The organism is Bacillus sp. TE9106W, assembly GCF_054062215.1.
Genome location: NZ_JBSSFA010000002.1, coordinates 494,490 through 508,468, shown reverse-complemented (window position 1 = coordinate 508,468; position 13,979 = coordinate 494,490). Strand labels below are relative to the sequence as shown.

The 13,979-nt window shown below is 36.9% G+C and carries 15 protein-coding genes and 1 tRNA gene; 2 read left to right on the top strand and 14 right to left on the bottom strand.

Annotation, left to right across the window (positions count from 1 at the left end; translation table 11 throughout):
- Nucleotides 1-302: 302 nt before the first annotated feature.
- The 3 genes from ACVWY7_RS06175 to ACVWY7_RS06165 form a co-directional block, all read right to left on the bottom strand.
- Nucleotides 303-782, bottom strand: a complete 480-nt coding sequence (locus ACVWY7_RS06175) for a hypothetical protein (protein ID WP_426941218.1) — start codon at nt 780-782, stop codon at nt 303-305.
- A 304-nt stretch (nt 783-1,086) separates the two neighbouring features.
- On the bottom strand, nt 1,087-2,049 hold the full coding sequence (locus ACVWY7_RS06170) for a MarR family transcriptional regulator (RefSeq protein WP_270717992.1): 963 nt from the start codon (nt 2,047-2,049) through the stop codon (nt 1,087-1,089).
- A 2,160-nt stretch (nt 2,050-4,209) separates the two neighbouring features.
- Complete coding sequence (locus tag ACVWY7_RS06165) at nt 4,210-4,458, bottom strand: polyprotein (RefSeq protein WP_098756243.1); 249 nt, start codon at nt 4,456-4,458, stop codon at nt 4,210-4,212.
- 339 nt (nt 4,459-4,797) lie between these two features.
- Between ACVWY7_RS06165 and ACVWY7_RS06160 the strand changes: the two genes are divergently transcribed.
- Nucleotides 4,798-4,870, top strand: a tRNA-Val gene (locus ACVWY7_RS06160).
- 420 nt (nt 4,871-5,290) lie between these two features.
- Here ACVWY7_RS06160 and ACVWY7_RS06155 read toward each other — a convergent pair.
- The 11 genes from ACVWY7_RS06155 to ACVWY7_RS06105 all read right to left on the bottom strand — a co-directional run bounded on the left by ACVWY7_RS06155 (nt 5,291) and on the right by ACVWY7_RS06105 (nt 10,248).
- A complete protein-coding gene (locus ACVWY7_RS06155; RefSeq protein WP_000516413.1) occupies nt 5,291-5,479 on the bottom strand; it encodes a hypothetical protein in 189 nt (62 codons plus the stop codon).
- A 40-nt stretch (nt 5,480-5,519) separates the two neighbouring features.
- Nucleotides 5,520-5,768 carry a DUF4176 domain-containing protein gene (locus ACVWY7_RS06150; RefSeq protein WP_000771625.1) on the bottom strand — a complete coding sequence of 83 codons (249 nt, stop codon included), beginning with the start codon at nt 5,766-5,768 and terminating at the stop codon, nt 5,520-5,522.
- Nucleotides 5,765-5,944, bottom strand: a complete 180-nt coding sequence (locus tag ACVWY7_RS06145; protein ID WP_000701191.1) for a hypothetical protein — start codon at nt 5,942-5,944, stop codon at nt 5,765-5,767. Before ACVWY7_RS06145 ends, ACVWY7_RS06150 begins: the two co-directional genes overlap by 4 nt.
- 7 nt (nt 5,945-5,951) lie before the next feature.
- Nucleotides 5,952-6,839: a WXG100 family type VII secretion target gene (locus ACVWY7_RS06140; RefSeq protein ID WP_181188840.1), complete on the bottom strand. Its 888-nt coding sequence runs from the start codon at nt 6,837-6,839 to the stop codon at nt 5,952-5,954.
- 445 nt (nt 6,840-7,284) lie between these two features.
- Nucleotides 7,285-7,881, bottom strand: coding sequence for a DUF4878 domain-containing protein (locus ACVWY7_RS06135; RefSeq protein WP_001169485.1), 597 nt, complete (start codon nt 7,879-7,881; stop codon nt 7,285-7,287).
- A gap of 157 nt (nt 7,882-8,038) precedes the next feature.
- On the bottom strand, nt 8,039-8,584 hold the full coding sequence (locus ACVWY7_RS06130; protein ID WP_001267327.1) for a hypothetical protein: 546 nt from the start codon (nt 8,582-8,584) through the stop codon (nt 8,039-8,041).
- An 81-nt stretch (nt 8,585-8,665) separates the two neighbouring features.
- On the bottom strand, nt 8,666-8,896 hold the full coding sequence (locus ACVWY7_RS06125) for a hypothetical protein (RefSeq protein ID WP_011053120.1): 231 nt from the start codon (nt 8,894-8,896) through the stop codon (nt 8,666-8,668).
- 57 nt (nt 8,897-8,953) lie between these two features.
- Nucleotides 8,954-9,313 carry a hypothetical protein gene (locus tag ACVWY7_RS06120; RefSeq protein WP_001036568.1) on the bottom strand — a complete coding sequence of 120 codons (360 nt, stop codon included), beginning with the start codon at nt 9,311-9,313 and terminating at the stop codon, nt 8,954-8,956.
- 134 nt (nt 9,314-9,447) lie between these two features.
- Complete coding sequence (locus ACVWY7_RS06115) at nt 9,448-9,630, bottom strand: DUF3976 domain-containing protein (protein WP_001178301.1); 183 nt, start codon at nt 9,628-9,630, stop codon at nt 9,448-9,450.
- 28 nt (nt 9,631-9,658) lie between these two features.
- On the bottom strand, nt 9,659-10,036 hold the full coding sequence (locus tag ACVWY7_RS06110) for a hypothetical protein (RefSeq protein ID WP_001109889.1): 378 nt from the start codon (nt 10,034-10,036) through the stop codon (nt 9,659-9,661).
- 2 nt (nt 10,037-10,038) lie between these two features.
- Nucleotides 10,039-10,248, bottom strand: coding sequence for a helix-turn-helix transcriptional regulator (locus ACVWY7_RS06105; protein ID WP_000428510.1), 210 nt, complete (start codon nt 10,246-10,248; stop codon nt 10,039-10,041).
- Nucleotides 10,249-11,072: 824 nt separating this feature from the next.
- Here ACVWY7_RS06105 and odhA point away from each other — a divergent pair.
- Nucleotides 11,073-13,940 (top strand): 2-oxoglutarate dehydrogenase E1 component, encoded by a 2,868-nt coding sequence (odhA, locus tag ACVWY7_RS06100; protein ID WP_000197165.1) that lies wholly within the window; start codon nt 11,073-11,075, stop codon nt 13,938-13,940.
- Nucleotides 13,941-13,979 lie beyond the last annotated feature (39 nt).

Below are 13,979 nucleotides of genomic sequence, written 5' to 3'. Positions count from 1 at the left end.
TTAGATGTCCCCTTAAAACATCACCTCAGAAGGTCATATAAATGGTAGAGGCTTAACCCTCTATGTTGCTAGTAAGTCAAGAGAGAGTTAGCCCTGAGGAGGCATACACCTTACTAGCAACATACAAGATTAAGGTTGTACCTAGTAAGTTTTCCGTTCTCACTAGGTACTGAGAGGGGGGTGATACAATAAGTAAAACCATGGAGGAAACAATAAAGAAGCAACTCTTTTGTTTCCTTACTAATATAGTAGCAGTTGTGATACTTGTATATACAAGTATATACCAATAAGAGAAACAACTCCTATTGAGCCAGCTCTCTCAGGTATTTTCCTATTGTGATCATATCATCGTACCCCATTGTTTCGCTTCCTCTTAGCCAATCATTGAAGACTTTCACCTTAACTCCTGTCTTCTCAGGGATGAAACTAAATGGATCTGATGCTAATCCGATTGTTCCTATCAGTCTCCATGCTAGCTTTCTAGTGTACTCTTCATAATCTGGAGTTATTATTCTAAAGTCCTCATATACCTTATTAGACTGGCTCACTTGAGGTGGTTCAAACACTTTGAGTACTTCTGCCTTGGTTACTTTAGGGTTAGTTGGGACTAACACACCTGCTTCCTCACAGGTACTAGACCAGCTGCCAAAGAGTCTGCAGCCAGCACTATAAAGAGGGCGATTAGTTTTCTGTATAGATCCACCTCCTAAGTTAACTCCTTGAGATTCTAACTCCTGTATCTTCTCAATGATTAATTCCTTACTCCATTTGATTCTGCTCATTAGCATTCCTCCTTAATAGTCCATCTGTAAGTCTGTACTGGTATAGGTGTAACCTGTGAAATTGCATCTTCTAGGCTTTCAAAATAGCATCTAATGGCGTTATACAAACGAGGACGGTCTCTGGAGAGTCCTGCCTCTGTGATAGGTTTTCCAAGGTATTTCATTTCTGCTAGTAACTCTAAAGTAAACTGTTTAGTGTATATCATTTAGTTTTCCTCCTCGGTGTTATCAAAAAGTAATTGCATTCTCGCAAGTTATCTGATAATATAGAGGTAGGCACTACCAATGCCTACCAAGTTTAAAACTACATAGCTATCGCATTTATAGGTTGTGCCTCTGCAAAGGTTACAGCCTTTTTGTTTGCTTTCTTAAAACTCATTACTGAAAGAGAAGCCTCTTCGATGTTGTCAAGAAGCTCCTCAAAAGTAATCTTCTTAGCTTGCCTACTTACAGCCTTAGGATCTAAACAGATAGCATCCGTAATAGTTTTCACCTCTACAATTAGCCTAGCTCGGTTTAATTCTCCCATAAGCTTGTTAATTGTATTCTTTGAGATTCCTAATAAGTCAACCAAGTGGGATCGCTTCAATAGTACAAGCTTTCTTGTGTCCTGCTCATCAGGATTCTCTACAATTAGATTTGTTTTCCAATTCATGTGAGTTAACAATAGAGCGAATAATCCGAGAGTGTTCAATGGTAGGTCTTTTGCTTTCTCATGTAGATGTGCTTTGAATAACTTAACTGTTTTGTAATCTCCTTCGAGCTTGCCACAAATGTAAACCGCATCAGTCATATCTATATAGGTTGTCTTTCCTTCAGTTACTCGTTGAATAACTCCATTGGCTTCTAACTCAGATAAAATCTTGTTCAACTGAGACCGAGTTTTCCCTAGTTGGATTGTTAGCTCTTTAACGTTAACTCGCTTACCCTTATCAGTAAAGAGTTTACCGTCCTCGCCGAACCTCATACAGGTTGCCAAAAATAGGAGTAAGCCATGTTGTTGTAATGTTAGGTTCTCCTTGATAGTTTCATATCTTTCCTTAATCTGCATACTAAAGTGACGCTTGTCTTGATTCGCTTTCTTCTCACTGAACTTCTTTTGCTGCTCCAGTTGTGCTCCAGTGGTTACTTTTCCACCTCGGGTTTCAATGTGTAGCTTAGCAATATAATCTAACTCGGTGTTGCTCAATTGGTTAAATGGCTTGTACTGAATATCCTCTGTGTTGATCTTTCCTGCACTTAATAATGCTCCAATAGTTTTACTCATTCGCTTCCTCCTCATTTGTTTATACCCCTATATTTTACCATAAAATAGCCTAAAAGTCAATATATAGTGATTTATTTACAACTATAATCTACATGTAGTGTTAGTCATCTGTGTACATCCTAGTATAGCGTTGTCTAAAAAAGTGTCAAAAAATGCGTCGATTCTCCATTTCACGGTCAAAAAATGCGTCGATTAAAAGTGAATTACCCCTTACTCTCCCAAGGGATTAAGCCTATTTCGGCACGGAAACCCTTCTTCTATCTTATAGAAACAAACTAGGCTATCTCGGTAAAGGCCCCTCCTGAGTCAAACTACTTTGTCCGTCCTCATGTAGGCACAACAAAAAGGAGACAACCTACAATCGGCTATCTCCTGAGTAACTCTATTATATTCAATAAGTGTGATGTAGATAATCTACAATAACCTAAATATACTATAGAGAAGAAACTAATAGGCTACCTCATAGTATTAACTTCTCAAAACAAAAATAAAGGACTGAGAAGGATAACCTATAGAGAGTAGCTTTAAGGATCTGCCTTCTCGGTAACGAGAAAGAAAAGCCTTTAAAGATTAAGCTCTATTGTCCCAGCTCACTATAGACCTTTTTTATTTCAATATCTCAGAATCTATGAGGAAGCAACTCTTAGATTATTCTATCAGGATTATTCTTTCTCGTTACCGAGATAGGATATACTTGATAGTTACTTCTCTAGAGTCTTTTATATTTCTTACTCTAGTGATTATTTCTATTAGGTGAACTAATTAGTTTTACCTATCTAGTAAACTCTTTTTAGATATTGTAGTACTTGTGTGACCTTTTTAGCTAAATCTCATGTATTTCAATACTAGATATTAACACTTGAGGACGGCTATTAAGTAACTTAGGAGGCAAACCCGTCATGTTACTACTTTGTCTCATCTATCAAGTTAACTAGGTGAGATAAACTGCTAGGTGATACCGATTAGTGCCGGCCAAAAGTGGCGGTCTCTTAGTGAGAATAAATCACTAAGAGGTGGCGTTATATGGAGAAAAATATTTTAAAATCGTAGAGGCAGCTGACTAAGTTAAACTTAGGAGATCCATCCTCGTAGGTTACAGATGGCGGTCTCCTGAGTTACGTACCGTATAGTCCAGCTCAAGGGTTACAACTTTCAGAAAATATATTTTATAAAAATCTCTGATAGCAATATCCTAATGGTATGTCGCTTATCAGCTCCAATATCGAGGCAGCCGATCTCAATTGGTACTGCTGATTAGTGGCGGTCTCTAAGTTTCATTTTGTCACTTAGAGTCAGCTAAAAAGGAGTGCTGCTAAAACCTACCTTGCTTCCTTTGGGGAAGGGAGTAAATCTAATGAGGTAGCAATCTCAATAGGAAAACTTTTGAGAAAAAATTTCCACTCTATAATTTCTCTGTATGGCTACAACCGACGTAGGTACACACCCCCTATGTAATAATACTGGAGGGGATTCCCCCACGTAGGCGCACTCACACGCATACACGAGGCAGAAACGCACTAAGGTTATCCTTACAAGCTCCACAGCGGCTTGTACAAGGAGACAGACTGCCTAGTTAGACAAAGGGGTTACCTGCATCGTTAGAAGCCTTACAGAGCATTCTAGATTGTCTACCTCAATTAAGGCTGGCTCGTTGGGTAATGACTGTCTAGTTAACATAACACCAATTATGAGAAGTAACTCTAGAGGTAGCCAAACGAGGTTGAGCCTTAGAGCCACAAGGAGTTCTGTACCCCTTATAGGTATCCTCTGTATATTTATCTGCATAGGATTCATACTATCTCGCTGCATACTTATTAGACAAGAATGCTTTATCTATAAGGATTCCCTACTCGTTTATGCATGATTGTATACACTGTGTAGAAGTACCTAATGAGGTAGCAGACTATAAGGAAAGCTACTGAGGTGAATGACCATTCATTCTAAGTAGAAGATATCTAAAAGGGATCGCATCGAGGTGGGGGTTTTGCTATTTAGTATCACCTGACAGTTACTTTAATCGGTTAGAGATTGCACCTCGCTCACTTCTTTTTAGGTACACCGCTCCATAGGAAGAACCAACTCCCTATAGCTACAACTAACAAGGCGACCGAGCCAGCAAACCACTTGTTCATTACTATCTCCATAATATCCATTAGTTGCCTACCTCCCCATTGCTGCTTTATAAGTTGTCCTCTTGTAGGTACCCGCATGAGACACCCTAAATCGTATATTCGTTCCAGTTAGTTTATTTTCAACATATAGAGTCTGGTATTTCTTATTAAAGTTAGCTACAAAGTTCATTGCATCAGCACCTATGAGAACGACTCTATCGTCACCGATATAAAACTCAATAGCAGCCTGATCTAGATTATCGGGCCCGTTAACCCACTTCTTAAACCACTTAAACATTTTATATTCCTCCCCTTAGTTTTCATAAATAGTTATTCTATTTATTCCCAAGTTTTCCCTATCAATACCCCCTGAGACGGCACCTATTTTAGTCTCCTACTTTTGTCGAATACTAGCTCACAGGTTTTGTCTGAATAGTACACGTTGTTAGTTTGCTATCTCAGTGAATCTATTAGTTAATAATCATTTACAATATCTCCCTTGAGAGTACCAACTCAAAAGGTAACTGTGGAGGTCGCTCCTCGTTAGTTATTGACTTATAATTCAAACTACTATAGAATTTTACTCAACAAATACTATTTTAAGTGGTTCACAACGAGTCAGCCTACTTATATAGCCGATCCCGTAGCTCAGCAGGGAGAGCGCCACCTTGACAGGGTGGAGGTCGTGAGTTCGAACCTCTCCGGGGTCATAAAACCTAATAGTATCAAGGATTGAGAGGGTATTCTCACAAGCTAAAACTGTGGAGGCCTCCATCAGACACCACAAGTTAACAGAGGACTACTTCTAGTCAGCAAACTAGCTGGCTCAGGGGGAGTCCTCTTTTTGTTTCCATAAAGCTGAGAAAGGACTGAAAAGAAAATGCTACTTAAGTTTGTATAGTAATTAAAATTATAGTTTTTACACTCGTTGAAATCAGTGAGATAACTCTTAAGACTACTGTTTCTTTAACTCAGATCCCTATCCCCCTCAGGTATCCTAATTTAACGATACTCTACTTAGTAATTCTATACAAAAAATAAAGCAAGGAGTTCTCCCTGCTTCTGTTGGCTTCTTTTATTAAGAAGATTAACCACCAATATTCTTATCTGCCAGTCTATACATTTTATATCTATTTTGCCCTCTTCTTTTTTCGATTTCTAAATATTACCTCTAACACTACTACTGCGATGAATCCTACAGTTAGTTGTAAACCTGTAAACAGAAGTTTAACATTTAGAGGAATGTCAGGTGCACTCCACAGTAACGCTGGAGGAATAAGAATACCAATGATTACAATAATTCTCATTATCTTCCCCATTTTGTTTCTCCTATCATATCTTTAAGATTTACGTTTCTTTTTACAATTCTACTAATTTCTCACGTAGAACCAATTCACTCTCAGTCATATACCCTCTATGCATTTCTTCTACAACCTTTTCATGATTAAAACATAATACTTTTTCATCACCTAGATAGCCTACTGGATAAGGAACACCCACATAATCAAAATCACGTTTATCTGCTGATACAACCATTCTTCCAATAATCATAACAAATTGTTCTATCTCTTCTAGCTTAACTACTGTTCCGATTGGTAAAAGTTTCATTTACTCATTCTCCTTTTAATATACTCCATTAAATTAATTGCTCCTATCGCCATTGCTCCCCAAAAGACCACACCAAATGTATATACAATCTTTTCCTTTATTGAATATGGCCCCATCAGCCCGACAGCGATTGAAATTACAACTATTATTACCATTATAATTTTCGGGATCTTCATCACTTTACTACTCCTCATCCTTCTTCTCAAACTTAGCAAAAAATCCCCCACCATGACTCTTCCCAAAGTATGCACCCATCTCTTGACCAAGGTGTATTTTTGCCCCAGCTGTACCAAATCCATACTCTAGGCGAACTGTTAAGTCATGATCTTCAAAAAACGGGATAATATTTGGAACATCAATTTTTTCCAATAAAAGTTCATATTTATTTACTGTAACTTCCGCCCCCAATTTCAAAGTGTACTCATCTATTCCAGCAACACCTGATACATCTCCATATTTTTGGGTCACTGTTGCTTGTCCTACATAATCAATAGACATTTCTTTTTGAATCGAACTCTCAAAAAAAGAACCGCCAGCTTTAATTCCAACCAGCCCCCCGCCTGCAACATCACCGATTAATATCTTCTCATCCTTTGGAATACTAACTTCAAGAGAACCTGACCCACCTTTAAATGCTAGTTTGTTCCCCTGTGATATTTCATACTCTCCTTCTATTAGTGACCCTTCTGCTTTGAATCCCGTATGGTCACCTTCCGCAAATTTAAAATCCCCCTTTAATACCTCATAATCCCCTTTAAAAGGTTTCCCAGTTAAAATACTGGAGGCTAGTGCAATAGCAACATCCATGTTATCTACTTGTTCAAATTTATTAGCAGAATCAAGAAGAAACTTCTCAAGTGGCTCTAATATGATTATAAATTGTGCCATCTTAAAAGATGAATCACGGAAATCCGTATTAAATTTCATATAGGTTGAGCCCAACCAATTACTAGAAATCATATCAATATCTCGTTTTAGTCGCTCCTGTGTTGCAGTTGCATTCATGATAGTTGATCTAATAGTCCCTGCCACTTTTCGCAACTGTTCAGGAGTAACTTTTATATCCCCCATAGCCATTCCCCTTTTAAATATTTATATAGAATATTTTACCACAATAGAGTTTTCGCAACTATGAATATTTTATATAATCTTAAAAATCCGAAGTCTTTTTCTCCTCAGGGTTACTCTTATGGCACTTGAAATTATAACTTATGCATTCGCTCTAACTCTCTAATATCATCTAGTCCCATTCTACAAAATTATTTCTACTATTAAATACGTAGACGTAGACCTATCCTATCTTTCTAAATAAAACTAAAGAGGTATGCCTATCAACTGTTTCCTGTATAGTATCTCTATGGAACGGTGCTACAACAACTTTCATCCCCTATCGTCTGCTATAATCACGAAAGATTGTTGATGGAGATCCTGAGTTCGAGCCTCTCCGGGGTCATAAAAAAAGAGAAACCATATCAACTTTCTACGTGATATGGCTTCTCTTTTTTATCTAAATCAATCACTTCCCACCAAACATCTTCTCTAAAGACTTCGCATTTGCAAATAATACTTCTTTCAAGTTATCATCTGCAACGATTTTATAGTCACCATCTTTGTCTTTCTTTAAGTTCAATGTAACTTCGCGAGTTGCCATTGCTGCATCTTTATCCGCTAAGTTTTTGATGATAGTTGATGTCATTGTTTTCTCAATTGCTTTTTCAGATTGTTCCTTGTCTTCACTAAATGCGCTAGCGAAAGCCATTGGCATAACTTCTCCTACTGCTTTTGTTACAGCCACAGATAGATCGGCAGATGTAATTTTCACTTTCACTTCTGCTTTGTCATCCTTTTTCGATACTTCTTCTAGCTTTTCAAATTTAAAGTTTTTCGTAATGGCGCTCAGCATTGCTTTCGCTTCCGCATCATCTGTTTTTTCATTTAGTTTATTAAACTCTTTGTCACTTTCAACAAAGGTACGAGCTTTTTCTACATCACCTTTTTGTATAGCTGTTAAAAATTCTTCAGTAGTATCTTTCGGGTTTGCACACCCTGCTAAAACACCTACGGTTAATCCTACTACCATCATTAACAGTAATAATTTCTTTATCTTTTGCACGCCCATTCTCCTCTTATCTTTTCTAGTAAGTCAGCATTATATAATAGTATGAAACTGACATTACAAACATTTTTTAGTATAGCATTTATATGATTTATTTTCTATTCATTCCCAAAATATTAAGGGCCTTGCAGCTTTCCTACAAGGCCCTTTTCTATCAATCCGTATCAGTAGCACAAATGAACCACATTTTCTGCTCCCTACTATCTAACACCATCCAAGTAATATCCCACGCAACATCGTAAAACCAATCTGTCCAAGGGCGATAGCTTTCAAATACTTTAATATCTTCGTATCGATCTTGGAACATATATTGACATACATTGACTGCTAATTGCTTTGCGATAACTGGTCTTTCCTTAAATCTTTCATATGCTCCGCCACACAAAATTTGAGCGGCAATGCTACCATCAAGCATGACTGCCAGTTGCTCTTTAAAACGAAACTTATATTTTTCTGACGTATGTATTTTTAACTCTTCTAAGTTATGTATTATATCTAAAGAGTTAACGATTCTTCTAAAGAAGTGTTCGTGTCCCTCTTTCGAATGTGGTATTTCTTTGAAAAAATTTTCGTTATGTACTTTAAAACAGCTTATAACCGCTCCGCCATTTACGTTTTGTTCCTTGAATGTATGTATGAGTTTCTCAATAGCTGAGTCACTCGTTGCTATTTTTTCAAACGTTCCCTCTTTCCATCTCATAACGCTCACTACCCTCTATTAAAAATTTGTTTCTTCATTATAAATAGCAAAATAAAACCCAGCAACTTTAAGATTGCTAGGTTATCTCTTATTTATATTCGAAAAAACAATCACAATTGCTCCAAGCACATAATGCCCCGACACCAGCCACACGCCCCGATCAAAAATCATAAGTGACAACCAAAGCGATATATTAATAGCAGCAAATAATACATATAAAATAAAGTCTCTCTTTTGTAGTGCTTCTCTATTCCTCAAAATATAAATGGCGCCGATTGGTGGAAGAATGAAGCAAAGGAAAAAAACAAACATTTTTCTTAACGACCATGGATATGAAGTTACTGTCTGCGTATGAATCTCCTTTTCACTTTATAGTACCTTTAACATCGGTCTTACTACCCTATATTCGTCACTATGAGGCTCCTTTATGATTAAAGGTGAGTGAGGATTTTTTTCTTCTTCTATCATTGTAAATACTTCTGTTTTTTCGTTTAATATGTTGGATTCACTATTTTTAATAGGTTTTTCACTTGTTTCAATTTTCTTTGTTACTTCTCCTAGCCTTTGCCCGACTTCTTCTGCTTTGGCAGGTTCATTCGTAACATAATATTCTTGACCCTCCCATACTAACATAGGTGGCACTTGTTCTCGTTTGTTACATATTATATAAGTAGTACTAGCTACAAGTAATAAACATGTTAATAAAAAGAAGATAGTTTTTTTATTCATATACTATTCTCCCTGTCCATCATTTTATTAAATTATATAATATCCATTATATGTGGTAAATGGATTTAGTGGGAATTTTCGGATTTTAAACTAAAAAGAAAAACCTTACTCAAGTAAGGTTACATTTTTACATTCTATAGTGACCGATTTATTAAAACGATCATGACGATAATCGCTATAAACATAACAACTAAACAGCCGATCATTTTATAAAAGCCTCGTTTCGTTAACGTCCCACCTTGCACGTCTTTACGAATAAATAAGAATACGGCTAAAAATAATACAAGCCCAATGCCAAAAGCATACATCATTTGCATATGTCAATCTTCCTTTCTCTCTTCCATCTTAATATCTTTTTGCCAAAACAACAAACGAGATAAAGACAGTACTCATTGTGAGTGCCATAAGTATGTTCAGTAGTTCAACTGCAGATAGTGTAATAACGTTTAAGTTTAAGCCGATAGAGAAAAGAAGATAATATGCTGTTAACGCAAAAAAGCTGAAGAACATGCCTTTATAACGAATTAATTTCATCCGCTCGTCTTTTTCTTTAAATTGTGGGTGTAAGTAGCTTAAGCAAAAACACATAATCATCATTGCGAGAACTGTATAAGTTGGAGTCGGTGGTGCTGAATGCGTCATTATCCCCGCAAACACCATAGTTCCACTCATAATAAAAAAAATAATTCCCATGATTAAAAAGTACTTTTGTGAATAGTTCATCTTTACTCCTCCCCTTCTTTTCCTTCATAAATAAATACATGTTCTATCGTTGTCTGAAATGTTTTTGCTATTTCAAATGCTAACGGAAGTGACGGATCGTATTTTCCTTTTTCAATTGAAATGATGGTTTGTCTGGAAACGCCTAGTTTCTCAGCCAATTTTTCTTGTGATAGTCCAAATTTTTTTCGGTATTCGACCATTTTATTTTCCAAGGAAATTTCTCCCTCCTTCCTTATATCGAGTATATATGTAAAGCAAACTTTACGTCAAGCTTCCTTTACATTCTTTTTGTTTATTTTTCGTCCTATTTATATAGAAGAAACTTTTAATTTCAGCACGTCTATTTTGAAACAAAATACGGAACACCGTAACTAACAGTTACTATATCTCCTCCTCTCTTTTTTTAAAATTTAATATCTCCATATTTGTTTTATCCTTTTAAAATATTTCATTTATCCCTTTATTCGGCGAAATGTGTTATTGGTTTTACGGTGTTTTTCGTCATATTTATAGAAACTAACTGTTTATGAAGCATTTTTTATGTTTAGCAACTTTTTTTGTAGAAATCCTTCACTTTCCTTTCAATATTTAACACTATCTAAATAAAGTTTACGATAAATTCATAATTTTTTATTTTTTATACTATATTCCGTTATATTGTTGTATAATATCAATGAAAGCGCTTATTATTTCAATATACATAATTCGAACTCATTTTTATCGAAACATTCTAACTATTATACTTATATTTACATGCAACAATTTTAGTTATTCGTATAGGTATACCAAATATATCCACCCTATTTTTCTGTAAAATTACTTTATAACATGAAAGATTAACTTGGATGATAAGTTATTGTGAATGTTTTTTTACAAAACAGATAAGTAATAGTGTTTGGTATTATGTAAATTATTGTAATAACATAAGAGTAAAGAAAAATATTTACATTGATTATTGGTTCATCAATTATTGAAAAGAGCAAAATGCACCTTTTTGTATGGAAAAAGGATTATATGCATTGGGAGGTTTAAACAAATGACGAGGAAGAATACAACGACAAACCCTTGGGCCAAGTTCCACGGTCCGAACCTTGGTTATGTTATTGAACAGTATGATCTTTACGTAACTGGAGCAGGTTCTGTTGATCCGGAATTACAAGAGCTTTTTGAAATTTTTGGAGCTCCTTCGTTTCAAGATGATGTCGTAACAGGGGACAACACAGCAACACATTTTTCTCCTCAAAACACAGGGAACATTGAAAAAATTCTTAAAGTCGTTCAGCTTGTTGAACAGATTCGTTCTTTCGGGCATACGTTGGCTCACATCAATCCGATGGAAGATGCTGCAAATGGACAATCTCTTCTTGAGAGAGCAATGAACGAACTGAGCGATGCTGATTTGAAAGCGATTCCAGCGAAAACAGTATGGCAAGATGCACCAGAAGGTATTCACACTGCACTTGATGTAATTCATAGATTAAAAGAAGTGTATACACAATCTTTAGCTTATGAATTTTCTCATATACAAGATAGTGAAGAACGCGCGTGGTTGCATCAAATGGTGGAATCAAATTCATTGCGTCAACCACTATCAAATAAAAAACGAACTGCTCTTTTAAAACGTTTGACAGCTGTTGAAGGTTTCGAGCAATTCTTGCATAAAACATTCGTTGGGCAAAAGCGTTTCTCTATCGAGGGCGTTGATATGCTTGTACCTGTTCTAGATGAGATTGTGCTAGAAGGTGCTAAAAACGGCGTAGAAGATGTCATGATTGGTATGGCTCACCGCGGTCGTCTAAGCGTACTTGCACACGTATTAGAAAAACCATATAGTCACATGTTTGCTGAGTTCAAACATGCAAAAATAGAAGGCGCAGTAGCAAACTCTGGTTGGACTGGCGATGTAAAATACCATTTAGGTAGAGAACAAGTCGTTAGTAACGAAGAAGTTAGCACTCGCGTTACATTAGCAAATAACCCAAGTCACCTTGAGTTCGTGAATCCTGTTGTAGAAGGTTTCGCACGTGCGGCTCAAGAAAATCGTAAAAAATCTGGTCTTCCAGAACAAGATACTTCAAAATCATTCGTAATTTTAGTTCATGGTGATGCTGCATTCCCTGGTCAAGGTATTGTATCTGAGACACTGAACTTAAGCAGATTGAATGCGTACCAAACAGGCGGAACAATTCATGTTATTGCAAACAATGCAGTTGGTTTTACAACTGATAGCTATGATTCTCGTTCTACGAAATATTCAAGTGACCTTGCAAAAGGTTTCGATATTCCGATTGTTCACGTGAACGCTGATGATCCAGAAGCTTGTCTTGCTGCTGCTAATCTTGCGATTCAATATCGCATGTTGTTCAAAAAAGATTTCTTAATCGATTTAATTGGTTACCGCCGCTACGGTCATAACGAAATGGATGATCCAGCAGTTACACAACCACAAGTGTACAAAAAGATTAAAAATCACCCAACTGTAAGAGCAATTTATGCAGATCAATTACAAGCTGCTGGTGTTCTAAATGCAGATGAAATTGAAACAATTACACAGTTTACGCAAGAGCAATTAAAATCTGACTATGCACAAGTACCGCCAGCTGATACGAGCGATGCAACAATTCACGTTAAAGTGCCAGATGTTGTTGCAAAAGGTATTCAGCCAATTGATACTGGTGTTGAGCTTGACTCACTTCGTGCAATTAATGAAGGTCTACTATCTTGGCCAGAAGGCTTTAACGTATATCCGAAAGTGAAGAAAATTCTTGAGCGCCGTAAAGATGCTCTTGAAGAGAACGGTAAAATTGAATGGGCACTTGCTGAGTCATTAGCATTCGCTTCTATTTTACAAGAAGGTACACCAATTCGTTTAACTGGTCAAGATTCACAGCGTGGTACATTCGCACATCGTCACATCGTATTACACGATACTGATACAAATGAAACATATTCACCACTACATCGCTTACCAAATATCAACGCTTCATTCTCTGTTCATAACAGTCCGTTATCAGAAGCTGCTGTTGTTGGTTACGAGTATGGTTATAACGTATTCGCTCCGGAAACGCTTGTTATGTGGGAAGCGCAATATGGTGACTTCTCAAATACTGCGCAAGCATTATTTGATCAATATGTTTCCGCTGGAAGAGCGAAATGGGGTCAAAAATCTGGTTTAGTTCTTCTATTACCACACGGTTATGAAGGTCAAGGACCAGAGCACTCTAGTGCGCGTCCTGAACGTTTCTTACAGTTAGCTGCTGAGAACAACTGGACAGTTGCAAACTTAACGAGCGCGGCACAATACTTCCATATCCTGCGTCGTCAAGCATCTATCTTAGGAACAGAAGCTGTTCGACCATTAGTATTGATGACGCCGAAAAGTTTATTACGTCACCCACTTACGCTTTCAACTGCTAGTCAGTTAAGCGAAGGACGTTTCCAACCTGCTTTAGAACAAGAAAACCTTGGTACAAAACCAAACAAAGTAAAACGTCTTGTTTTAAGTACAGGTAAAATGGCGATTGACTTAGCAGCAGAAATCGAGTCTGGTAAGCATGAGTACAACTTAGATGAAATTCATATCGTTCGTATTGAACAGCTGTACCCATTCCCGGCTGAGAAAGTTCAATCTATTATTAAACGCTTTAAAAACTTAGAAGAAATTATTTGGGTTCAAGAAGAGCCTCGTAATATGGGCGCATGGCATTACATGGCTCCAATTCTGTTCGAACTAGCTGGAGATAAAGTGAAAACAGGGTATATTGGACGCCCAGATCGCTCTAGCCCATCTGGCGGCGATCCATTCGCTCATAAAGCTGAGCAAGAACTAATTGTTTCACACGCTTTAGATGTGAAGTATAACTTCCGTCAAGATAAACTAGAAATTGAAGTTTTCAGCAACTAAAAAGTAACAATGAAGATTTCTAGCTTGTTCCTTGGGCAG